Raw genomic sequence first — 23804 nt, forward strand, 5'->3', positions numbered from 1 at the left:
CGGATTTACCTTCTTTTTCATTATAAACAAAAAGAAAGTTTCATTCTATGCACAAGGAATCCCCCTCATTCAAAGGGGGATTCCTTATAGTTGTTCTTTTAATTTTTTCAATGCTTCTGCAGCAGCTTGTTGCTCTGCTTCTTTTTTCGACTTACCACTACCAAGACCTAAAGCTACGTTATTTAACGTAACACGTGACACAAATTCTCGATTGTGAGCTGGTCCTTTTTCTTGCAAAATTTGATACTCAACATTGCCACTGCCATCACGCTGAATCAATTCTTGCAACTGACTCTTATAATCCATCACATGAGAAAAAGCACCCTCATTAATTTTCGGATATACAATTTCTTTTAAGAATTCCCAAACTGTTTCTAGCCCTTGATCAAGATAAAGGGCACCAATAAACGCTTCAAAGACATCCGCTAATAAAGCTGGTCGTTCACGTCCACCTGTCATTTCTTCACCTTTTCCTAATAAAACAAGGCTACCAAATGACAATTCGTTCGCAAAACGAACAAGAGATGGCTCACATACAATAGCTGCACGTAGTTTTGTTAACTCTCCTTCGCTCATTGTCGGATATTTTTGAAACAGATACTGCGATACAGTCAGTTCCAATACTGCATCTCCAAGAAATTCAAGACGCTCATTATCTTCATGCGGTTTTTTTCGATGCTCATTCACATACGATGAATGCGTAAATGCTTGAATCAATAATTTTTCATCTGTAAACGTAATACCTATCTTTTCTTGAAACACTTTAAATGCTTCACGATATTTTGTTTCGTATTTTTTTTCTCTATATTTTCGGTACGGCATAGGTCCCTCCAGATATAAGCCAGAAAGCCCCGCTAAAAAACGGGACTTCACTTAAGCATTATAGATGACTCTCTATGTAAGTCACAGCATCGCCAACAGTAGCAATCTTTTCAGCATCTTCATCAGAAATTTCCATTTCGAATTCATCTTCTAATTGCATTACAAGTTCTACTACATCTAGGGAGTCTGCTCCTAAATCTTCCTTGAAGCTTGCAGCTGGTACTACCTCAGTCTCTTCTACTCCTAAACGATCAACGATGATTTTTGTTACGCGCTCTAAAACATCTGCCATTCCATTCACCTCCCCTCAAATATTATATTAAATATTGACCAAAAAAACTAGGTGAAATCGATTCTTTTATTACATTACCATACCGCCATCAACATTTAACGTTTGACCTGTAACATATTTGCTTTGATCAGAAGCAAAAAACGTTACAGCATTCGCGATATCTTTCGCTTCACCAAATTGAGCAGCTGGAATAACTTTTAACATTTCGGCTTTAATATTCTCATCTAGTACATCCGTCATATCAGTCGCAATAAAGCCCGGCGCAATTGCATTCACTGTAATATTTCGACTTGCTAACTCTTTTGCAGATGTTTTTGTTAATCCAATAACACCCGCTTTAGCAGCAACATAGTTAGCTTGTCCTGGGTTTCCTATAACACCAACAACCGAAGCGATGTTTATAATTCTACCGTGACGTTGACGCATCATATAACGAGATACTGCTTTTGTACATAAGAATACACCTTTTAAGTTTGTATTAATAACTGTATCCCATTCTTCTTCTTTCATACGCATTAATAAATTATCTTTCGTTACACCAGCATTATTTACAAGAATATCAACTTGTCCAAATGTATCTACTGTTTGTTTCACCATATTTGTAACATCATCAGCATTTGCAACATCTGCTCTTACCGCAATTGCATCAGAACCTAATTTTTTAATTTCATCTACTACTTCATTTGCTTTTTGTTCATTACCAGCATAATTTACTACTACATTTGCCCCTTGTTTCGCTAAATCAATCGCAATCGCGCGACCAATTCCACGTGAAGCGCCAGTTACTAATGCTACCTTCCCTTTTAACATCAGTTTTCTCCTCTCAAATTTGAAATGGTATCTTTTAATGTCTCTTCATCGTATATCGCATATGCTTTTACTGATGAATCAATTGACTTCATAAGTCCAGCAAGTACTTTTCCAGGTCCAATTTCAATAAATGTATCTACTCCCTGGTTCACCATATATTCAATAGACGGGTACCATAATACAGGCGAATAAAGCTGTTCGATTAACTTTTCTTGAATGTCTGCACCACGTGTAATAACTTCCGCCGTAACATTTGCAATAACAGGAATATTCGTGTCATGAATTGTAATTTCATTTAAAACACTTTGGAACTTCTCAGCTGCCGGCTTCATAAGTGAAGAATGGAATGGCCCACTTACTTTTAGTGGAATCGCTCTCTTTGCACCATTTTCCTTCGCTCTTTGAGAAGCAACCTCTACGCCTTGCTTCGTTCCAGAAATCACAATTTGCTTCGTACTATTCATATTAGCGATTTGCACTGCATATCCTTCACTTGTTACTTCTTCTGTAACTTGTTTCAGCATATGTGGGTCAGCACCTAATATAGCTGCCATTGCGCCTTCCCCGCCCGGAACAGCTTCTTCCATATATTCGCCACGTTTCCTTACAGCATATACAGCATCTTCAAAAGTTAATGCACCAGCTGCTACAAGAGCACTATATTCACCTAAACTATGACCAGCGACAAAGTCAGGTGTAATGTCATACTCTTTCAAAGCTGTCAAAATAGCAAAACTCGTTGTTAATAATGCAGGCTGCGCATTTGTTGTTAATGTAAGCTTTTCCTGCGGTCCTTCAAAAATCACTTCTGAAAGTGAATCTTCCAACACCTCATCTGCTTTTGCAAACACTTTTGCAACCTCTTTATTATTCTCTGCTAATTGTTTACCCATTCCAACTGCCTGTGAACCTTGGCCCGGAAAAAGAAATGCTATTTTTCCCATTTCAAATCCTCCTCTTATTGGAGTGACTCTTTCTCCATTACGCTTGAAATCGTAGGAATTACTTCTTTCGCTACCATTTCTCTCGTTTGACGAATCGCACTAAATATCGACTGATCATTAGAAGAACCGTGAGCCTTAATGACAGGTGCTTTCAATCCAAATAATGCAGCTCCTCCATACTCCGAATAATCCATTTTATCTTTTAATACCATAAGTTTTGGCTTTAATACCGCCGCTGCTAATTTGCTCGTAAATGAACTCATTAACTGTTCTTTCAACATAGAGAATAGCGCAAGTGCTGTTCCCTCTAATGATTTCAACGCTACATTCCCTGTAAAACCATCACATACAACAACATCTGCTACACCTTGCAATAAATCTCTTGATTCAACGTTCCCCACGAAATTAATTGGCGCATCTTTAAGCATTGCAAATACTTGCTTTGAAAGCTCGTTTCCTTTTCCATCCTCTGTTCCAACGTTTAATAGTCCAACGCGAGGATTTTCAATTCCTCTTACCTTCTCAGCATAAACAGATCCCATTACTGCATATTGATATAAATGAATTGGTTTTGCATCAACATTTGCTCCAACATCTAACATAACAAAACCTTTTCCATCTACAGTTGGCATTGTAGGCGATAAAGCTGGTCTCTCAATTCCTTCCATACGACCGACTACAAATAATCCAGCTGCCATTAAAGCTCCTGTACTACCTGCGGATATACAAGCGTCTGCTTCTCCATCCTTTACTTGTTGTGCCGCAAGCACCATTGAAGCTTGTTTTTTTCGACGAACCGCTCTTACTGGTTCCTCCGTTGATTCTATTTTTTCGTCTGTATGAAGAATAGTAATTCGTTCATCACTCGTTAAGTATTGACGAATTTCCTCTTCTTTCCCTACTAACGTAATATGTAAATCAGAATATTCCTTAATAGCTTTCATTGCCCCTAATACTACAGCCTTTGGAGCGTGATCTCCGCCCATTGCATCTATTGCGATTTTCATAAGTTGTTACCTTCCTCACTATAATTACTAGATCGATACATTTCAAAAGTGCCTGTAAAAACAAGTTCTTCTCCAACGAAGCTACGCACTTTGACAACCGTCCGTCCTTTATCATTCTCTACATCTTCAACGCGCGCTTTTGCAACAACACGCTCTCCTAATTTTACAGGGCGAATGTATCGAATGGTAGACTTTGCAGTTAAAGCTAATTCTTCATCAATAACCGCAACAGCTAGTGAGTTTGCTTGCGCAAACAGATGATGCCCACGAGCGATTTGATTTCTTTTAAATACATGTTCTATCTTTACTTCAAAGATAGAGATTGCATGTCTATCTAATTCAATATCAATAATTTCTCCAACAACCTCTTCTAACGGTAAAGATTTCACATCTTCTTCATGTTGCTTTGTAGCTACATGTTTAATTCTCTCTCTTAATTCAGGAATAGACAATTCCATACGATCAAGTCGTACCGTTTGTATACTCACTTGAAATTTTTCCGCTAAATCTTCATCCGTAATAAAAGGATTTGATTCGATTGTTTGTTGTAATAACTCTTGTCTTTCTTTTTTACTTATTCTTTTTTTCATACCGCACCATCCATTTTTATGACTAGGTACTAACAGTAGTATATAATCATTAAAAGTAGAATGCAACAAAAACTTTTGTTGACTCCCTTTAATCGAGCTTCTCTCCTTGGAACACACCTGTCCCATCAAGATACGTACGCAAGGCAGCATACTGATCATTGTGCCAAAACGCTTCTGAATCTACTAGTATCGCCGCATCTTGCCTTGCCGTTTCTAACGCTCGATAATCATGTACCATGTCAGCAACCTTAAATTCTGGTAAGCCACTTTGCTTACTCCCAAAGAAATCTCCAGGACCTCGTAATTCTAAATCTTTTTCTGACAATACAAATCCATCATTTGTTTCAGTCATTATGCGCATTCTTTCTTTCCCTGTTTCTGATTTAGGGTCTGCTATTAATAAACAATATGATTGTTCACTACCACGGCCGACACGCCCTCTAAGCTGATGAAGCTGCGATAAACCGAAACGTTCTGCATCATAAATAACCATTACAGTCGCATTCGGTACGTTCACACCTACTTCAACAACTGTTGTCGATACAAGAATTTGTACTTTATTTTCACTAAACTGTCCCATTATCTCTTCTTTTTCCTGAGACGATAATCTCCCATGCATCAATCCAACTTGGCATTTCCCTTGGTAATGATGCGTCAGCATACTATGTAAGTCGATAGCATTTTGCACATCAAGTTTCTCAGATTCTTCAATTAGAGGACAAATAACGTATGCCTGTCTTCCTTTTTTTATCTCCTTTTCAACGAAACCGAGAACGCGATCTAACATATCATGTTTTGCCCAGTATGTTTCAATCACCTTTCTACCTGCTGGCATCTCATCGATTATCGAAACATCCATCTCTCCAAATGCAGTAATTGCAAGCGTACGCGGAATTGGTGTCGCTGTCATAAATAATACATCTGGACTTTCACCTTTCTCCCGTAAAACTCGGCGCTGCGCTACACCAAATCGATGCTGTTCATCTGTAATAACGAGACCCAACCTATGAAATATAACTTCATCTTGAATTAAGGCATGCGTTCCAACAAGAATATCTATTTCTCCTTGTTCTAACTTCGCTAAAATTTCTCGACGTCTCGCCCCTTTAACAGAACTTGTTAACAGTTCCACCTTCATACCAAAATGCGAAAACGTTTCAGCAAGCGACTGATAATGTTGCTCAGCTAAAATTTCTGTAGGAACCATTAAAGCACCTTGATAATGAGCTAATTTCGATGCATAAAGACCAATCGCAGCAACAACTGTTTTCCCAGAACCAACGTCACCTTGCAATAGTCGGTTCATCCGATAAGGAGATGTCATATCTTTCAAAATTTCATCTACAACTCGGCGCTGCGCACCCGTTAATGGAAACGGCAGTGCATCGATAAATTCTTGTAATTCTGCTGACGGAATCTCTTTCTTCGTCCCTTTTGAATTTTCCCTCTCCATTTTCCGGAGCGTTTGCATTTTCAGCTGAAATAAGAAAAATTCTTCATATACAAAACGGCGACGCGCTTGCTTCAAATCTTCCTGTCCTACCGGAAAATGCAATGCCCTGAGCGCTTCATATCTTGGTAATAATTTATATCGCCCTAACAAACCATCCGGTAACACTTCGACTATAGAATCTCCATATTCCTTTAACGCTTGAGCAATAAAACGACGCATCTGTTTTACTGTAAGTTTCCCCTTTACTGAATAAACAGGTTCCACTTCTTGTTGACGTACAACCGGTCCAAAATGAAGTTCTGATACAGCAATTGTTTGACGATGTTGATCCCATTTACCAGTAATCGTTATCGTTTCATCTAACTTTAATTTTTGCTTATAGTAAGGCCTATTAAAACATACCGCCGTAATTAAATAACGACCGACGAGAACACGAACTGTTAAACGCGATTTCTTCTTACCATAATATTGCAGCAAAGGAGCACTATGAACCTTCCCTTCAACCGTTACACGTTCATCATGCTTTACTTCAGCAAGATCTTTCATCGCATAATCTTCATAACGGTACGGAAAATGTTCTAATAGATGAGAAACTGTATAAATACCCATCTCATGTAGTAACTCAGATGTTTCTCCTCCGATCCCCTTTACATCCGTAACAGGAACTTGTACAACATCATTCAAGATTCTCACACCCCGTCACATTATTTTCTTTATTGCATTTTATTTGAGTACCAATTAGCATCTGTAATCGCTCTCTTTCACCTTATATATTCTATCATAGGCATTCTAAGAGAAACTACTCAAATCCCTTATATAAAACAAGTAAAAAAGAGCCTCACTATTAGCAGCAAGGCTCTTTTCTCTCTTCAATATGCTAGCCTTTTGAATAAAAACTAGTAATAAACTTCATATTACTACTTCTTATCCATTAGCAAGTAAGTAATCCATTTATTTTCAAAACGAATCTTATCTTATTCTACAGAGAAGATGAAAGAATACACTGGTTGGTTTCCAGCATGTACTTCTACTTCTGCATCTTCAAATTTCTCTTCTACAAATTCAACTAACTCCGCTACTTCTTCATCAGTTGCATCTTCCCCTTGTAGAATCGTTACGATTTCAGAATCTTCATCAATAAGCGCTTCTAGTAATTGCTTCGCAGCTCCTACTTTTTCAGCATTTGTAGATACAATTTTCCCATCTGCAATACACATGAAATCATCTTTTTGAATTGCTACACCATCAATTTCCGTATCACGTACAGCATACGTAATTTGACCTGTTTTCACATGAGATAAAGCTTCTTGCATGTTTTCTTCATTCTCTTCTAACGTTCCAACTGGGTTAAATGCTAACATTGCTGCCATACCTTGAGGAACTGTTTTCGAACGAACAACAATAACTTCTTGATCTACAACTGATGCCGCTTGTTCTGCTGCCATTACAATATTTCCGTTATTCGGTAAAATAATGATTTTTTCAGCATTTGCTTCTTCAATTGCCTTTACGATATCCTCCGTACTTGGATTCATCGTTTGACCACCTTCGATAACTTTCGTTGCGCCGATGCTCTCAAATAAAGTTTTAATACCAGATCCCATAGCTACAGTTACGATACCATATGGTTGTTTTTCTTTCGATTGAGCTGGTTGCTCAGGAACCATAGTAGGTTCATCTAACAAAGCAGTATGCTGTTCACGCATATTTTCTACTTTAATCTTAATTAAACTACCGTATTTTTGCCCGTAGTTCATAGCGTCTCCAGGATGTTCTGCATGGATATGAACTTTTACAATTTCATCATCAGACACAACTAGTAGAGAATCACCATATACACTAATATCTTCACGGAATTTTTGTTCAGAGAAATTATGCTCTTTCACCTTTTCAGCCTCTAATTTCACCATGAACTCTGTACAATATCCATACTTAATATCTTCTGTACTCAATTGGCTTTGTACACTACGGTGATGTTCTGCGCGTACCATTTCATTCATAGATGGTTGCGTCGGTGCATCAGAAGAAATCGTTTCTCCTTTTAAGTCAGCTAAAAACCCTTCGTATACCACTACAAGACCTTTACCACCGCTATCTACAACGCCAACTTGTTTTAATACAGGTAATAAATCTGGCGTACGATTTAACGATGCGTTTGCTTCTTTCACAACGTCTTCCATAAACAAAACAAAGTCGCGCTGTTTTTTCGCAACTGTTACTGCATATTTACCCGTTTCTCTTGCAACCGTTAAAATCGTTCCTTCAATCGGTTTCATAACCGCTTTATAAGCCGCCTCTACTCCAGCTTCTAGTGCTGCAGCAAAATCAACTGTTGTTAATTCTTCTTTTTGTTCAATGGATTTAGAGAAACCACGGAACAACTGAGATAAAATAACTCCAGAGTTACCACGAGCTCCCATTAATAATCCTTTGGCTAAACTTACGCCGACTTTACCAGCATGCTGTGAAGGATTTGCTTTCACTTCACGCGCACCTGAAGTCATAGATAAGTTCATGTTTGTACCGGTATCGCCATCTGGAACTGGAAATACGTTTAATGCATCAACAAGCTGAACATTATTTGTTAAATTATTCGCTCCTTGCATGATCATTTGTGATAAACGTTTTCCATCAATTTTTTGAATTGACACAGATTTTCCTCCTTAATGCACATTACAAGTTTATTACTTTAACTCCTTGTACGTAGATGTTTACAGAATCTACTGCTAGTCCTACAGTTTGATCTAATGTATATTTCACTTTCGTCTGCACATTATGTGCCACTTCTGAAATTTTCGTACCATAGCTCACAATAATATACATATCAATATGTACTTCATCTTCATTTTTACGAACAATAACACCTCTAGTGAAATTTTCTTTTCGTAAAATGTCTGTTAATCCATCTTTTAACTGATTTTTTGATGCCATACCTACGATACCGTAGCAATCTACCGCGGCACCTCCAGCAATTGTTGCAATTACATCTGTACTAATATCAATTTGACCGTACTTCGTTTTAATTTCAATTGACATCTCGTTTCCCCCTTCATAAATGGTGAAAGTGAGCTAGACTACTTTAGTTACTATCATATAATCTTTTTAAAGAAAATTCCATCGTTCTTTCTTTTCACTCTCATATTTTATGTTTTAAATTACACTTTTTTATGATGAGCAAAATAGTCCATTGTTATTATACAACATGTACCACTATAATATGTCAAGCAATTTTTATGGATTTCAATTTTTATGGATTTCAACTTTTCTTCATTGACATATAGTGTCAAGTAAATTTTCTTGATTTCTTTTTTCTACGGTGTTGCATTCTCTTTTTAGTTGTGTTAAATTATAGTAGTGTTTTTAGCATCGCATAAAAGACTAACATTGAAAAATTACGTATGGTAAGGTATCAAGGGAGGGAAATATAAATGGCTCGTGTTTGTGCTATTACTGGAAGAAAAGCTCGTTCTGGTAACTCTCGTTCTCACGCAATGAACGCTACAAAACGTAAGTGGGGCGCTAACCTTCAAAAAGTTCGCGTACGCATCGACGGAAAAGTTCAACGTGTTTACGTTTCTGCTAGAGCATTAAAATCTGGCAAAATCGAACGTGTTTAATAATAAAAAAAAGAGCCGATAGGCTCTTTTTTTACTATAACAATGGAAAAAGCACCGGTGATAGGTGCTTTTTTTAATCTTTTTTGAAGGTATTTAACATTGCACGAACAATTCCACCAAGAAATTTAGGTAACTTAATTGTATAAAATCTCATGGTTTCCCTCCTAATCCCCATTACTCCACTTGGTCACTATATGATGTAAGGAGCAAAATTGTTTCTTCAATCAGTGCTTCTTATCAACATTAATATGCCAGAAGTAAATGAAAAAGTACCTTTTTCCTCAACGAGTTCGTTACTAATACAAAGTGTTGATCCCCACTCTATTGTTTTATTAGTAAGCGGGTACTTAAAACCAAACAATGTAATCCCTTCCACTATTTCAGTAACTGGTACAAAAGATACATAAGGAAAATTTTTATTTTCTTCAATTATATGTGTACCCACTTTTTTAACTGTTATTTCATTTTTATTGTCCACAATACACATTTCTATCTCTACTTCTAACCCTTTTAAAAGCATCTGTATATTTGCCAAACCGTGATCAAGCCTTCCACCGGTAGCACCAAAAATACGAATTAGTGCCGGCTTCTGTCCTAATGCCCAGTTAATTGCAATTTCTAAATCCGTTTGATCTTTTTCTCGCGGAACAATATGTAATTCGTTCGTTTGCTGTCCCATCCATACTAATTCTTCTTCGGTAACTGAATCGTAATCTCCAAACGCAACAGCCGGTGTAATCCCTTTCTTTAATAGACGGTATACTCCCCTATCAACCGCTGCCCACACTACTTCCTCATCCTCATATCGAGCAAAATCTGCACAATATTCCGAAGGTCCTCCTGCCAAAATATGAATAATCATTTTTTCTTCCCCTTCCATTGTAAAAAGGCAATCTGCCATTCGGTAGATTGCCTTTTTACATATTTTTACGCTATCCTATGAATACCTTACTAGGATAAAGTTCATCACTACCCACGAATTACGCGAATTGCTTCACCGCGGTCTTTTTGATTGTATACTGCTGATCCAGCTACAAGTACATTTGCTCCTGCTTCCACACAAAGTCTTGCTGTTTCAGCATTTACACCACCATCAACTTCAATTTCTACTTCTAGATTGCGCTCTTTCACCATGTCTGCAACTTGTTTAATTTTCGGTAATACAGAATGGATAAACTTCTGTCCACCAAATCCAGGGTTTACTGTCATAAGTAATACCATATCTATATCTTCTAATACATGCTCAATTACTGAAACTGGCGTATGTGGATTTAATACAACGCCCGCTTTAATACCATGAGATTTAATTAACTGAATTGTACGATGTAGATGTGGACACGCCTCTACGTGAACAGTAATAATATCCGCTCCCGCTTGTGCGAAAGTCGGGATATAGTTATCAGGATTTTCAATCATTAAATGTACATCTAATGGTAATGATGTAATTGGACGGATAGCTTCTACAATTAACGGTCCAATCGTAATATTTGGTACGAAATGTCCATCCATTACGTCAACGTGAATGTAATCCGCTCCGCCCTTTTCTACATCTTTAATCTCTTCCCCTAATTTTGAAAAATCTGCTGATAAAATCGATGGTGCAATTTTAATCATAACTAATACCTCGGCTTTCTCTCTCTAATTTCTTCTACGAATTGTTTATAGTTCTTATAGCGATATTCTGTAATCTTCCCTTCTTCAACCGCAGCTTTCACCGCACATTTCGGTTCAGAAAGATGTGTACACCCTCTAAATTTACAGTATTGGCTCGCTTCTTTCAACTCTGGAAAACAATATGTAAGATCTTCTACTTCTATATCAATGAAATCTAGTGAACTAAAACCCGGTGTATCTGCTACTAGTCCACTCCCAATTGCAATTAATTCTACGTGTCTTGTCGTATGCTTCCCGCGTCCTAAATGGGAGGAAATATCATTTGTTTTCAGCTCTAATTCTGGACGTAGCACATTAAGCATTGAAGATTTCCCCACACCAGATTGACCCGCAACGACAGAAACACAATTTTCTAAGTATGGTTTTAATATATCAATACTTTCTGACGTATTAATAGAAGTAAATAAAACATCATAACCCATCTCACGATAATCATTCGCATAAGCTTCAACAGTTGCTTTCATCTTTTCATCTACTAAATCCATCTTGCTAATACAAATAATTGGCTTAATGTTATGATATTCAATCAGCACTAAAAATCGATCTAACAGTCCAGGATTAAAATCTGGTTCTACTGCAGAGAACACAAGGATCGCTTGATCGACATTAGCAATAGGAGGTCTAACAAGTTCATTTTTTCGATCAAACACTTCAAGCACATAACCTTCAGTTGGATTATCTGCCTGAAAAACAACTTGGTCTCCTACAAGTGGTGTAATTTTATTTTTTCTAAATACACCTCGTCCACGACATTGCGTAACCCCTTCTTCATGCTGCACGTAATAAAACCCACTTAAAGCTTTTATAATTTTTCCTTCTGGCATAGAATTCTCCTTTTTTGTATAAGGTGATGCTGAATTTAAAAATGAATGGATTTAAATTTTCTAAATAACGATTTCAAAACCTACCATATATACTTTCGCTAATATACATTAAATTTCCCATTAAATGCAAAAAAATATTTACAGCTGCATCACGTTACTAGCTTTTTGAATCATATATTTTTGCCTGCTATACCGTCCACTTTGTAGACAGCATAACAGGCAATAATAATAAGTAGACTTTCACTATTATTGAGTTGGATATGGTACTTCTTTATCAATAATCGTTACTCCATCTCGTACAATTTTATAGTGTCCCTTTGAACCTTCTTGAATTACAAATTCTAAAGAAATAGTCGCTGATTCAGTAATTGTTCTCGTTTCAACCGGTCTATCCATTTTTTGCTGCATGTCTTCTTTATAAATTTCTATTGTTTGCGGCTTTTTTTCACCTGTTACAGCAGGCTCATATGGGATAGAGATATTGTCCAATTTTACCGTTTTAGTCACTTTAGGCTTTTGACCATCAGAGATAATAATAGTTACTTTATCTCCCTCTTTTAATGGTGTACCTGGTTTTGGAAATTGCGAAATTACAAGTCCTTTTTCGACTGTATCTGAATACTCTCGTTTTATATCTGACGTTAGTTTTCTCTCATTCAAATAACCAGTTACACTATTTTCAGTCCACCCCGAAAAGTCACCTGGTCTAATTTGATAAGGACCTTTACTTACCCAGATTTTCAGTTCTTGCTCCGCTTCTATAACCATTTGATCAGGCGTCGGAATTTGCTCTACAATTTCACCTTTCGGCTTATCATTTTCAATATAATTTACTGTAACTTGTTTATATTTTTCTTCTAACTCAGCTTTTACACTCTCAAAGTTTTGCCCTGTGAAATTCGCCATCTTACTTTTCTTTTTCCCACCTGATTGATAGATAGTAATTTTAGCGTTTTCTTTTACGACTCTTCCTGCTACAGGGTCCGTTTTTATTACATCCCCAACTTCAACATCATCTGTATATACAATATTAGGCTCCGTCACCTCAAAGCCCTTTTCTACTAATGTATTTACAGCTGTCGTGTATTTCATACCAGCCACATCAGGAACTTTCACATCTTTCGGAATAAATAATCCTGGAATAACCGTAAGCGCTAATGTTATTCCTATTGCTAAAAATAAAAATGTTGAAATTAAAACTTTAAGCCACTTGTTACTCCGTTTTTTCTTCTTATCTAACTCAGCTGCTTCTGCTCTTATCGGTTCTTCCACCTTACTCCCTTTTAAAACAATCGTTTCATCACTTACATTTTCAAATAATTGTTCTTGTTGAATAATCGGAATCGCTTTCGTCGCTTCCATATCTTCTGGTATGTAAAACGGTTGCTCATTTATCCTCTCTGGATATAGCGCAGTTTCAATATCTCGCTTCATCGCATTGGCAGATTGATATCGATGGAACGGATCTTTTGCAGTTGCTTTTAATATAATATTTTCAACACTTTGCGGAATATTTTCATTCCATCTTTTTGGTGATGGGATTTCACTTTGTAAATGTTTTAAAGCTATAGCAACAGCAGATTCGCCAGAAAACGGTTGTCTTCCTGTTAACAATTCAAACATAACTATCCCAAGAGAATAGATATCTGATTGTTTATTTGCTATTCCGCCACGTGCCTGTTCTGGTGATAAATAATGGACTGAACCGAGCACTGAATTTGTATGTGTAATTGTTGTTGCACTTGTAGCTGTCGCAATTCCAAAATCTGTTACTTTTATTATTCCATCAGCTCGAATTAAAATATTGTGCGGCTTTATATCACGATGCACAATTTCAAAATGATGGGCGTGTGCCATAGCGGATGTTAACTGCTCCATAATATCAAGAGCTTCTCCTATAGGTAACATCCCTCGCTCAATTATGTATTGCTTCAATGTTTGTCCTGGTACATATTCCATGACAAGATAGTATATACCATCTTCTTCTCCGACATCATACATATTCACAATATTTGGATGCGACAACGTTGTAACAGACTGCGCTTCTCGATGGAAACGTTTAATAAACTCTTCGTTATTTGAGTAGTCGAGTCTTAATATTTTTACCGCTACATCTCGGCCAAGTATATCATCATGAGCTAAATATACATTGGCCATTCCGCCACCACCAATCATTTTCAGCAGCTTATAACGGTCATTTAAGCGTTTTCCAATCAGCACGTTGCACTTCACCTACTTTCGTTTGTCGAACCCGCATAATCAATAAGAACAAGTGTGATATTATCTTCTCCACCGCGATCATTTGCCAATTGAATGAGACACTGCCCTTTACCTTCAAGCTGTTCATTTAACTGTAAAATTTGTCGCATATCATCAATAGAAACTTTGTTTGATAACCCATCAGAGCAAAGAAGTAATTGATCATCTTCCTCAATCACCAACGTTTTAACATCTAACCCAACTTTTTCTTCTGTTCCTAATGCTCTTAATAACACATTCTTTTTCGGATGATACTCTGCGTCTTCCTTTGAAATTTCACCATGTTTCACCAGCTCATTTACAAGTGAATGATCTTCCGTTACTAGCGTCATTTCTCCTTCTGATACCATATAGCAACGACTATCTCCTATATGCCCTATTGTCACAAAGCTTGGTGTACAAACAGCTATTATAAGCGTTGTTCCCATACCATTACATTCTGCATTTTGCTGAGCATATTCATATATACGCTCATTAATAATCCCAACACTAGTATGTAACCATTGTTCTACTTTTTTCGGCTCATTCATATTATGTGTTTGCTTCCAATAATCATGGAATAATTGAATGGCCATCGAGCTAGCTACATCACCAGCTCGATGACCTCCCATTCCATCTGCTACTACCGCTAATACATTTCCATCTAAATTGTGAAAAACTCCTGCACTATCTTCATTATGTTGACGAACTTTTCCTTTATCCGATAGAAATACGGCTTTCATCTCGTCACCTCGTCTCTTCTTTGCGCTCCTTCGCACGCAACTGACCGCAGGCTGCATCAATATCATGACCTTGTTCACGGCGAATCGTTACATTCACTCCACGATCTTTTAACGTTTTTTCGAACAAGAAAATTTGTTCACGTGGCGTACGTACATAATCACGTTCAGGTACGTAGTTTACCGGAATCAAGTTCACATGACATTTTACACCTTTTAAGAGCGCAGCAAGCTCTTCAGCATGCTCTACTTGGTCATTTTCTCCTCCAAATAATCCATATTCAAAAGTAATACGACGCCCTGTTCTATTTACATAGTATTTAATAGCTTCCATTAAATCTGGTAATTTATAAGCACGGTTAATCGGCATTAATTTTGAACGTAATTCTGAGTTTGGAGCATGCAATGAAATCGCAAAATTAATTTGTAGATCTTCTTCAGCAAACTTATAAATTTTCGGGATAATTCCACTCGTCGAAACAGTCATATGTCTCGCACCAATATGAAGTCCTTTTTCATGGTTAATGATGCGTAAGAATCCCATTAAATTATCATAGTTATCAAATGGTTCTCCAATGCCCATAACAACAAGAGAACTTACACGTTCTTCTGTTTCATCAAGCGCACGCTGAACTTCTACTACTTGCGCTACGATTTCTCCAGCTTCTAGGTTTCGCTTTAATCCACCAAGTGTCGAAGCACAGAACGTACACCCAATACGACAACCAACTTGCGTTGTTACACAAATGGAATTTCCATATTCGTGTCGCATTAATACCGTTTCAATAGAATATCCGTCATATAATTGGAATAAGAATTTAATTGTTCCATCCGAAGACGTTTGTTTTACTAACGTTTTTAAAGTAGTAATATCAAAGGAATTCGACAATTTATCACGCAATCCTTTAGAAAGGTTTGACATATCCTCATAATTTTTTACACGTTTTTTATATAACCAATCAAAAATTTGTCCAGCACGGAACTTCGGTTCTCCTTGTTCCTTTAACCAATCTTGCATTTCATGAAGTTGTAAAGAGTAAATTGATGGTTTCTTCGTTTCTAAATTTTTCTTTTGTTTTCTTACAGTCGTTTCCATGATGCTACACCTTCTTCCTTAAACAAGCAATATAAAAGCCATCCGTCGCAAAATAATGCGGTAAAATTTGCACTTGACCTTCATCAATATACGGAGTTAATTTTTCTGGCATACGCTCTTTAAGCGTAGTATCCCATTCAAATTCAGGATGTTCTTGTAAAAATTTCTCTATTACTTGTTCATTTTCTATTTTCTCAATTGTGCACGTACTATAAACAAGACGACCGCCTTGTTTTAATAATGGTGCTATTTTTTCTAGTATTGCAATTTGAATCGTCGATAATCTTTCACTATCGCCTTTATCTTTTCCTAACTTAATATCAGGTTTACGTCTAATTACACCAAATCCAGAACACGGTGCATCTACCAATATTTTATCAAACGTTTCATTTGCAAAGTGCTCTTGCACTTTTCTAGCATCTAGCGCTTTAGTTTCGACATTTTCTAGACCAAGTCGCTCTGCTTGCTGTTTAATTAAACGTACTTTGTGTGCATGTAAATCAAGGGACATGACCTTACCAGTTCCCTTTAATCGTTCCGCGATATGCGTTGTTTTTCCGCCTGGAGCAGCACAACTATCAAGAACTGCATCTCCCGTATTCGGTTCTAAAGCGCGTGCTACAAGCATAGAACTTTCATCTTGAATAGAAAGAAATCCTTTTTTAAACGCTTCTGTATGCGCTACATTTCCTCTTTCAATCTGAATAGCATCATCTGATAAGTCACCACGTTTTGCTTCTATACCTTCACTTGCTAACAACTCAATCGCTTCTTCTACAGTTACCTTATCAACATTCACACGCGCTGTTGGTACAGGGGGTAACATGTTTACTTCGCACATTTTTTCTGCAGTTTCTAAACCGTATTCTGAAGTCCACTCTTGGACAAGCCAAACTGGATGACTTGTTGTAATTGCAAGACGTTCTACTGGATCCTTGATTTCATCTACAGAAGGTACACCTTCTCTCTGAATCGAACGTAATACACCGTTCACCATACCAGCAATTCCTTTATGCCCGCGACGCTTTGCAATCTCAACCGCTTCATGAATAGCCGCTCTTTCTGGCACTCGGTCTAAATAAATCATTTGATATAAAGATAAGCGAAGCAATACTCTTACCCACGCCTCAACCTTCTTTTTTAAAAAAGGCTGTAAATAATAATCTAATGTGTCACGACGTTGAATCGTTCCATATACAATTTCAGTTAATAAACCAATATCTTTTCTATCAATTGCACTTTTTTCAATTAGATTATTTAAAAGTAAGTTGCTATATGCACCACTTTTTTCCACTTGAATTAAACCATCAAGAGCTAATTCACGAACATTTTGTCTCATGCATTTTCTCCTAACTTCGTTCCAATTTCAGGTTTTGTTCCACGTAAAAATTGTGAACAACTCATACGCTTTTTACCAGAAGGTTGCAATTCAGTAATTTTAACACCTGTTTCATTACTCGTTGCTACAACAAAACCATCTTCTTCGATTGCAACAATCGTACCTGCTTCAGCCGGTTCAGTTATAGGCACTTTTTCCCCCCACCATACTTTAACAACTTGTCCTGCTAAAGTTGTATAAGCAACTGGCCATGGATTCAATCCGCGAATGTGATTGTATACTTCTTCACCTGTTTTTGTCCAATCAATTTTCTCTTGCTCACGTTTTATATTGTACGCAAACGTTACTTCTTCTTCGTTTTGTTTAATCGGTTCTAACTTACCTTGAATTAATAAAGGCACTGTTTTAGATAGAAGGTGTGCTCCTGCTTCACTTAATTTATCAAATAATGAGCCTGTCGTTTCACGCTCTTCAATTTCAACTTCCACTTGCGTTAAGATATCACCAGCATCCAATTTTTCTACCATATACATAATTGTAATACCTGTTTTTTCTTTACCTTCCATAATTGCATAATGAATTGGTGCACCACCACGAAGTTCAGGAAGTAAAGAAGCGTGAACATTAATACACCCATACTTTGGTGCTTCTAAAATTTCATTTGGTACAATCTGCCCAAATGCAGCTGTTACAATTAAATCTGGCTCTAATGCCAATACTTTTTCATATTCATCTTTTTCACGAATTTTTAACGGCTGTAACACAGGGATACCATGTTTTTCCGCTTCAACTTTAACAGGTGTAGGTGTTAATACTTTTTTTCTACCTACTGGACGATCAGGTTGCGTCACAACACCTACTACCTCATAGCCATCTTCAATAAGACGACGAAGCACCGGCACTGAAAAGTCCGGTGTTCCCATAAACACTACTTTTATCATTTAAAAACCGCTCCTTTTAACACCTATTCTAGTTCGTTTTCTTCATAATATCTTGTCACTTTCGATGTAAATAAAACACCGTGTAAATGATCAATTTCATGTTGAATTGCACGCGCTAAAAATCCTTCCGCTTCTAATAAGAATACTTTCCCACGGCGATTTTGCGCTCTTACTTTAATATAATCGGCACGTTCTACTTCACCATAAAGTCCCGGGAAGCTTAAACAGCCTTCGGGACCTACTTGTTCACCACGTTTTTCTAATATTGATGGATTGATTAACTCGATTTTCCCAGTATCATCATCGACATCAACAACCGCTACTTGCAAGCTTACACCTACTTGAGGCGCAGCTAAACCGACTCCGTCCGCAATTAACATTGTTTCATGCATATCTTTCAACAATTTCACTAACTTTTTATCAAAGTTAATTACTCTTTCGCATGGTGTTTCTAACACTTCATTTGGATGCTTTATTATTTCTAAAACTGCCATATTTCCCTCCGCTACATTAACATTGTTGGATTAAAATCAATTGAGATTTGTAGCTCTTTTTGCATTTCTGCTTGATAATGTTCATTTACCATTTTGAGCACGTTCTTTAAGTTTGGTTCCCGTTTGTATTTTATCATGCATTGATAACGATATCTATCTTTTATCCTTGGAATCGCTGAAGCAACTGGTCCTAGCACCATTGTTTGCTGTGAGCAATGCGTTCGTAAATACGAGGCAATTTTTTCCGTCACTTGTACCGCTTTTAATAATTCTGGATGAGATACAGTTACAAGTACAACATAGTAATATGGGGGATATTGTCTTGTTCGTCTCATTTGCATTTCTTGGTCAAAAAACACATCATATTGTTGGTTCTTCGCTAACTCTATACTGTAATGTTCTGGCGTATACGTTTGAATCACAACTTCCCCTGGCAATTCATGTCTACCCGCTCGTCCACTTACTTGCGTCAATAACTGATATGTCTTTTCACTCGCCCGAAAATCAGGTAAGTGAAGCATCGTATCTGCAGTTAAAACCCCAACGAGCGTTACTTTCGGAAAATCTAATCCTTTAGCAATCATTTGTGTTCCAAGTAATATATCTGCTTTTTCTTCCCCAAACGCCTTTAATAATTTTTCATGCATTCCTTTTCGACTTGTCGTATCTACATCCATTCGAATGACTCGTGCCTCTGGAAATAGTTTTGTAATTTCTTCTTCTACCTTTTGTGTACCTGTACCAAAGAAACGAATGTATGTACTTTGACAAGCTGGACACTCAGTTGGCATATTCTCTTCGTAACTACAATAATGACATTTTAAACGATGATTCATTTTATGATATGTCAATGAAATATCACAATGCGGACATTGGACAACATACCCACAATCACGGCACATAACAAATGTAGAATGACCTCTTCTATTTAAAAAGAGTACCATTTGTTCTTTCTTTTCTAATCGATCTGCTATTTTTTCATGCAGCGCCTTAGAAAACATTGATCGATTCCCGTCACGAAGTTCTTCTCGCATGTCAACAATCTCTACCGTTGGTAAAGCTTGTTCATTCATACGTTTTTCCATTGTTAATAGTTCATAAACACCTTTTTTCGCCCTTGCAAACGATTCAAGTGTTGGTGTCGCACTACCAAGAACGATAGGACATTTATGATATTGTCCTCTCCAGACAGCTACATCTCTTGCATGATACCTCGGATTATCTTCTTGTTTGTAACTTGATTCATGCTCTTCATCAATAATAATAATCCCTAAATTCTCAAAAGGCGCAAAAACAGCTGAACGCGCACCAACTACAACTTTCACTTCTTTTCTTAAAATCTTACGCCACTCGTCATACTTTTCTCCAACAGACAACGCACTATGAAGAACTGCAACTTGCGAGCCAAACCTACCTTTAAAACGATCCACCATTTGGGGCGTTAGTGCAATTTCAGGAACAAGAACGATAGCTTCTTTTCCTTTCTTGAGCACTGCTGCTATAGATTGTAAATATACTTCTGTCTTTCCACTTCCTGTAACACCATATAGTAAAAATGGATTATAAGTTTCATTTGTAATTGATGATAAAATCGGTGTAATAACTTGTTTTTGTTCCTCCGTAAGTGGAAATGGTTTTGTTTGTTCAAAATCATCATCGTCATACGGATTTCGGTATACTTCCACATACTTTTCTGAAATGAATCCCTTTTTAACAAGTGCTTTTATTGGAGCATCTGTTATTTGTAACTCTTCTGTAATTACTTTCAACGGTGTACTTTTATAATTTTCCACAAAATAATAAAGTACATCTTGTTGTTTTTTACTTTTCAGTTCAAATGCCGCTAATTCCAATTTATCTTCTGGCAACTCCGGCTGAACCACTCTTTGCTTCTTCTTTTGTACTTTATCTTTCACCTGATAAACGACTTCAACCGTACCATTTTTAATTTCTTGTTGAATAGTTCGGTATAAATGTGGCTGTTGCTCGATTACTTCAAAATCAATTGCTTCTTTATCCTGAAATAAATATAGTATTTCAGGTGCTATTTCTTCCTGTTTACAAAGTTGTAGACGTTTTTTATACGTTGCTTTTATCGCAGTTGGAAGCATCACTTGAAAAGCTGAAATCATGTAGCATAACGTTTCACTTGTAAGCCAATATCCAAGCTTTAATAATTCATCATTTAAAACCGGTGTTACATCTAATATTTCATGGATTGTCTTTAACTTCTTACTTTCTACATCCACCGAATCTTTAATCCCAATAATAAAACCTTGCAATTTTCTTGGCCCAAACGGAACTACTACACGCATTCCTGTCTGTACAATATCTTCCCATTTTTTAGGAATAATGTAATCAAATGGTCGATCTGTCTGACGGGCAGGTACATCAACAATTACACTTGCAAATTTCATAAACGATCATCTTCTAACATCATTTCAATTTGCTTCAATATTTCACGAGCTACCTCTTTTTTCATTAAAAGTGGCAACTCAATAACTTTTCCATCTTTTCTATACATTGTTACAATATTCGTATCCGTGCCAAATCCAGCTCCTTGCGCTTTTACATCATTCGCGACAATCATATCTGCATTTTTCTCACGTAGTTTTTTCGTTGCATATTCCTCTACATTTGTCGTTTCAGCAGCAAAACCGATAAGTAACTGTTTATCCTTTTTCTGACCTAATGTTTTTAAAATATCCACCGTTCTTTCAAGTTCAATGACAGCATCACCATTTTGCTTTTTCATTTTATTCTCATGCACATATTTCGGACGATAATCTGCAACTGCTGCTGTTTTAATGACAACGTCTACGTTTTGATAATGTTGAAGAACTGCTTCTAACATATCTTGTGCAGATTCCACTTGCACTGTCGTTACATGTAACGGTGGATTTAATGCTGTCGGTCCTGAAACGAGTATAACATCAGCGCCTAAATTCGCTGCCACTTCCGCAATCGCATACCCCATTTTCCCAGAAGAAAAATTCGTCATAAAACGTACTGGATCAACCTTTTCACGTGTTGGGCCAGCAGTTATTAATATTCTTTTTCCCTGCAATGGTTTGTGTTCTGAGAAAGCTTCCTCTAACCGTGCAATAATTGCTTCAGGTTCTTCTAGTCGTCCCTTCGCTACATATCCACATGCTAAAAAGCCTTCCCCAGGCTCAATAAATGTATATCCTAGCGTTTTCAATGTCATCATATTTTTTTGAACTATTTTATTTTCATACATATGCACATTCATAGCAGGCGCAATCCATACCGGAGCTGTAGTAGCTAACAAAGTAGTTGTAATCATATCATCTGCAATACCACCAGCTAACTTTCCAATACAATTGGCAGTAGCAGGTGCGACAAGTACAACATCCGCCCAATCTGCTAAATCAATATGAGCAATAACAGCTGAGTCTTTCTCATCGAATGTATCCGTATATACATCATGGCGAGAAAGCGCTTGGAATGTAAGAGGCGTAACAAACTTCATTGCCGACTCACTCATCATTACTTTGACAATCGCGCCAGATTGTGTCAATTTACTCGTTAACGCAGCTGCTTTAAAAACCGCAATGCCTCCTGTTACACATAAAAGTATCTTTTTCCCTTTTAGCATATGACTCGTCCTCTTTCTTTTTCAAACTTATAATACTGAAATAGAATTCTCAGCTCGTCAGTACCGATATTTCATTCCTTTCGTAAAAAAATAACAACCTACTTGTAAATAGGTTGTTACCGTTACATAGAAAATTATAAAGTCTATGTTTTATTTTGTCGAAGGCAAAGGCTTATTCAGCTACTTTATCTTCACTTGGTACGTAGCTTAATGCTTCTGCATCGATTTCTTCTAATGCTTTACCTACACATTTATGAGAAACAGGTTTTTCTACAACACAGTTATTAGCAAGTTGCATTTCACGTGCGCGTTTTGCAGCCACTGTTACTAAAGTGTACTTAGAATCGATTTTTTGTAGTAATGAGTCAATTGATGGATTTAACATAATTATAGACCCTCCGTCATTTCTTTATAATATTTTGCTACCCTTTCGCGGCGGCAATGTTCGCCAACCACAATTGCTTTAATTCTATCACAAGCTAATTCAACTTGATCGTTTTCTACTACATAGTCGTAAGCGTCCATCATCTCGATTTCTTCTTTCGCTACAGTTAAACGATTTTCAATAACATCTTCAGTCTCTGTACCACGTCCGACAATACGGCTCTTTAGTTCAGATAAACTTGGAGGTGCTAAGAAAATAAATACACCTTCTGGGAAAGCTTTCTTAACTTGAATTGCTCCTTGCACTTCAATTTCTAAGAATACATCTTTTCCTTCTTGTAATGTTTTTTCAACATAGTCAATCGGTGTTCCGTAATAATTACCTACGAACTCAGCCCACTCAAGTAATTTTTCATTACGAATCATTTCCTCGAATTCTTCTCTTTCTTTAAAGAAATAATCCACACCATCTACTTCACCTTCACGCGGCTTACGTGTCGTTACTGAAATAGAGTACTGAAAACGTGTATCCTCATGGCTAAACAGCTCTTTACGAACCGTCCCTTTTCCAACCCCAGAAGGCCCTGAAAGAACGATGAGCAATCCTCTTCTACTTCTCATAAATATGTAAAACCTACCCTTCCTCACTTAAATCTTCTTTATTATTCAAACGATGTGCAATCGTCTCTGGTTGAATTGGACTTAATACAACATGCCCATCATCCATAACAATAACCGCCCTTGTTTTTCTCCCATACGTAGCATCAAGCAAAGCATTATGTTCGCGTGCTTCTTGTACTGTTCGTTTAATAGGAGCTGACTCCGGACTTACAATAGCAATAATTCGATGAGCAGATACAATATTTCCGTATCCAATATTTAAAAACCGCATGGCCATAGTTTGCGCCTCCTAGTAAGTC

At 37.1% G+C, this 23804-nt stretch carries 25 protein-coding genes; 1 reads left to right on the forward strand and 24 read right to left on the reverse strand.

Going from position 1 to position 23804, the window contains the following annotated elements; genetic code table 11:
• Positions 1–84: 84 nt before the first annotated feature.
• The 9 genes from rncS to ACTL4X_RS19545 form a co-directional block, all read right to left on the reverse strand.
• On the reverse strand, positions 85–822 hold the full coding sequence (rncS, locus tag ACTL4X_RS19505; RefSeq protein WP_001146875.1) for a ribonuclease III: 738 nt from the start codon (positions 820–822) through the stop codon (positions 85–87).
• Positions 823–880: 58 nt separating this feature from the next.
• The gene (acpP, locus tag ACTL4X_RS19510; protein ID WP_000786062.1) at positions 881–1114 is read right to left on the reverse strand and encodes an acyl carrier protein; all 234 of its coding nucleotides are present in this window, start codon (positions 1112–1114) and stop codon (positions 881–883) included.
• Positions 1115–1183: 69 nt separating this feature from the next.
• Positions 1184–1924: a 3-oxoacyl-[acyl-carrier-protein] reductase gene (fabG, locus tag ACTL4X_RS19515; protein ID WP_000911773.1), complete on the reverse strand. Its 741-nt coding sequence runs from the start codon at positions 1922–1924 to the stop codon at positions 1184–1186.
• Positions 1924–2868, reverse strand: a complete 945-nt coding sequence (gene fabD / locus ACTL4X_RS19520; RefSeq protein WP_000515899.1) for an ACP S-malonyltransferase — start codon at positions 2866–2868, stop codon at positions 1924–1926. Before fabD ends, fabG begins: the two co-directional genes overlap by 1 nt.
• Positions 2869–2882: 14 nt before the next feature.
• On the reverse strand, positions 2883–3875 hold the full coding sequence (plsX, locus tag ACTL4X_RS19525; RefSeq protein ID WP_000684100.1) for a phosphate acyltransferase PlsX: 993 nt from the start codon (positions 3873–3875) through the stop codon (positions 2883–2885).
• Complete coding sequence (fapR, locus tag ACTL4X_RS19530) at positions 3872–4465, reverse strand: transcription factor FapR (RefSeq protein WP_441394943.1); 594 nt, start codon at positions 4463–4465, stop codon at positions 3872–3874. Before fapR ends, plsX begins: the two co-directional genes overlap by 4 nt.
• 88 nt (positions 4466–4553) lie before the next feature.
• Complete coding sequence (recG, locus tag ACTL4X_RS19535) at positions 4554–6602, reverse strand: ATP-dependent DNA helicase RecG (RefSeq protein ID WP_001000816.1); 2049 nt, start codon at positions 6600–6602, stop codon at positions 4554–4556.
• 290 nt (positions 6603–6892) lie between these two features.
• Entirely contained in the window at positions 6893–8569 is a 1677-nt protein-coding gene (locus ACTL4X_RS19540; protein ID WP_000027129.1) for a DAK2 domain-containing protein, read from the reverse strand.
• A gap of 22 nt (positions 8570–8591) precedes the next feature.
• On the reverse strand, positions 8592–8954 hold the full coding sequence (locus tag ACTL4X_RS19545; protein ID WP_002173116.1) for an Asp23/Gls24 family envelope stress response protein: 363 nt from the start codon (positions 8952–8954) through the stop codon (positions 8592–8594).
• A gap of 392 nt (positions 8955–9346) precedes the next feature.
• Between ACTL4X_RS19545 and rpmB the strand changes: the two genes are divergently transcribed.
• Positions 9347–9535 carry a 50S ribosomal protein L28 gene (gene rpmB / locus ACTL4X_RS19550; protein ID WP_000124776.1) on the forward strand — a complete coding sequence of 63 codons (189 nt, stop codon included), beginning with the start codon at positions 9347–9349 and terminating at the stop codon, positions 9533–9535.
• A gap of 73 nt (positions 9536–9608) precedes the next feature.
• On the opposite strand, the gene spoVM is transcribed toward rpmB, so the two are convergent.
• From spoVM to remA, 15 genes are all read right to left on the reverse strand, one after another.
• Positions 9609–9689 carry a stage V sporulation protein SpoVM gene (gene spoVM, locus ACTL4X_RS19555; protein ID WP_001213599.1) on the reverse strand — a complete coding sequence of 27 codons (81 nt, stop codon included), beginning with the start codon at positions 9687–9689 and terminating at the stop codon, positions 9609–9611.
• A 66-nt stretch (positions 9690–9755) separates the two neighbouring features.
• Complete coding sequence (locus tag ACTL4X_RS19560; protein ID WP_002026234.1) at positions 9756–10436, reverse strand: thiamine diphosphokinase; 681 nt, start codon at positions 10434–10436, stop codon at positions 9756–9758.
• A gap of 68 nt (positions 10437–10504) precedes the next feature.
• Complete coding sequence (gene rpe / locus ACTL4X_RS19565) at positions 10505–11149, reverse strand: ribulose-phosphate 3-epimerase (RefSeq protein ID WP_000589974.1); 645 nt, start codon at positions 11147–11149, stop codon at positions 10505–10507.
• Positions 11150–11151: 2 nt separating this feature from the next.
• Positions 11152–12033 (reverse strand): ribosome small subunit-dependent GTPase A, encoded by an 882-nt coding sequence (gene rsgA / locus ACTL4X_RS19570; protein WP_001113932.1) that lies wholly within the window; start codon positions 12031–12033, stop codon positions 11152–11154.
• A gap of 246 nt (positions 12034–12279) precedes the next feature.
• The gene (pknB, locus tag ACTL4X_RS19575; protein WP_000904747.1) at positions 12280–14253 is read right to left on the reverse strand and encodes a Stk1 family PASTA domain-containing Ser/Thr kinase; all 1974 of its coding nucleotides are present in this window, start codon (positions 14251–14253) and stop codon (positions 12280–12282) included.
• Positions 14254–14261: 8 nt separating this feature from the next.
• The gene (locus tag ACTL4X_RS19580) at positions 14262–15014 is read right to left on the reverse strand and encodes a Stp1/IreP family PP2C-type Ser/Thr phosphatase (protein ID WP_000648703.1); all 753 of its coding nucleotides are present in this window, start codon (positions 15012–15014) and stop codon (positions 14262–14264) included.
• A 4-nt stretch (positions 15015–15018) separates the two neighbouring features.
• A complete protein-coding gene (rlmN, locus tag ACTL4X_RS19585) occupies positions 15019–16107 on the reverse strand; it encodes a 23S rRNA (adenine(2503)-C(2))-methyltransferase RlmN (RefSeq protein WP_000450540.1) in 1089 nt (362 codons plus the stop codon).
• A gap of 4 nt (positions 16108–16111) precedes the next feature.
• Positions 16112–17446: a 16S rRNA (cytosine(967)-C(5))-methyltransferase RsmB gene (rsmB, locus tag ACTL4X_RS19590; RefSeq protein ID WP_001249666.1), complete on the reverse strand. Its 1335-nt coding sequence runs from the start codon at positions 17444–17446 to the stop codon at positions 16112–16114.
• Positions 17443–18387: a methionyl-tRNA formyltransferase gene (gene fmt, locus ACTL4X_RS19595; protein ID WP_000598804.1), complete on the reverse strand. Its 945-nt coding sequence runs from the start codon at positions 18385–18387 to the stop codon at positions 17443–17445. Before fmt ends, rsmB begins: the two co-directional genes overlap by 4 nt.
• A 23-nt stretch (positions 18388–18410) precedes the next feature.
• Positions 18411–18881: a peptide deformylase gene (gene def, locus ACTL4X_RS19600; RefSeq protein WP_000279455.1), complete on the reverse strand. Its 471-nt coding sequence runs from the start codon at positions 18879–18881 to the stop codon at positions 18411–18413.
• Positions 18882–18892: 11 nt separating this feature from the next.
• The gene (gene priA, locus ACTL4X_RS19605) at positions 18893–21298 is read right to left on the reverse strand and encodes a primosomal protein N' (RefSeq protein ID WP_000666720.1); all 2406 of its coding nucleotides are present in this window, start codon (positions 21296–21298) and stop codon (positions 18893–18895) included.
• On the reverse strand, positions 21295–22500 hold the full coding sequence (gene coaBC / locus ACTL4X_RS19610; protein ID WP_000911750.1) for a bifunctional phosphopantothenoylcysteine decarboxylase/phosphopantothenate--cysteine ligase CoaBC: 1206 nt from the start codon (positions 22498–22500) through the stop codon (positions 21295–21297). Before coaBC ends, priA begins: the two co-directional genes overlap by 4 nt.
• 172 nt (positions 22501–22672) lie before the next feature.
• On the reverse strand, positions 22673–22885 hold the full coding sequence (gene rpoZ / locus ACTL4X_RS19615; protein WP_000933960.1) for a DNA-directed RNA polymerase subunit omega: 213 nt from the start codon (positions 22883–22885) through the stop codon (positions 22673–22675).
• 2 nt (positions 22886–22887) lie between these two features.
• Positions 22888–23505, reverse strand: a complete 618-nt coding sequence (gene gmk, locus ACTL4X_RS19620) for a guanylate kinase (RefSeq protein ID WP_001257741.1) — start codon at positions 23503–23505, stop codon at positions 22888–22890.
• A 13-nt stretch (positions 23506–23518) separates the two neighbouring features.
• Positions 23519–23782, reverse strand: coding sequence for an extracellular matrix/biofilm regulator RemA (gene remA, locus ACTL4X_RS19625; protein ID WP_001251456.1), 264 nt, complete (start codon positions 23780–23782; stop codon positions 23519–23521).
• Positions 23783–23804 lie beyond the last annotated feature (22 nt).

The organism is Bacillus sp. RE35 (genome assembly GCF_052146655.1).
Taxonomy (GTDB): Bacteria; Bacillota; Bacilli; order Bacillales; family Bacillaceae_G; genus Bacillus_A; species Bacillus_A cereus.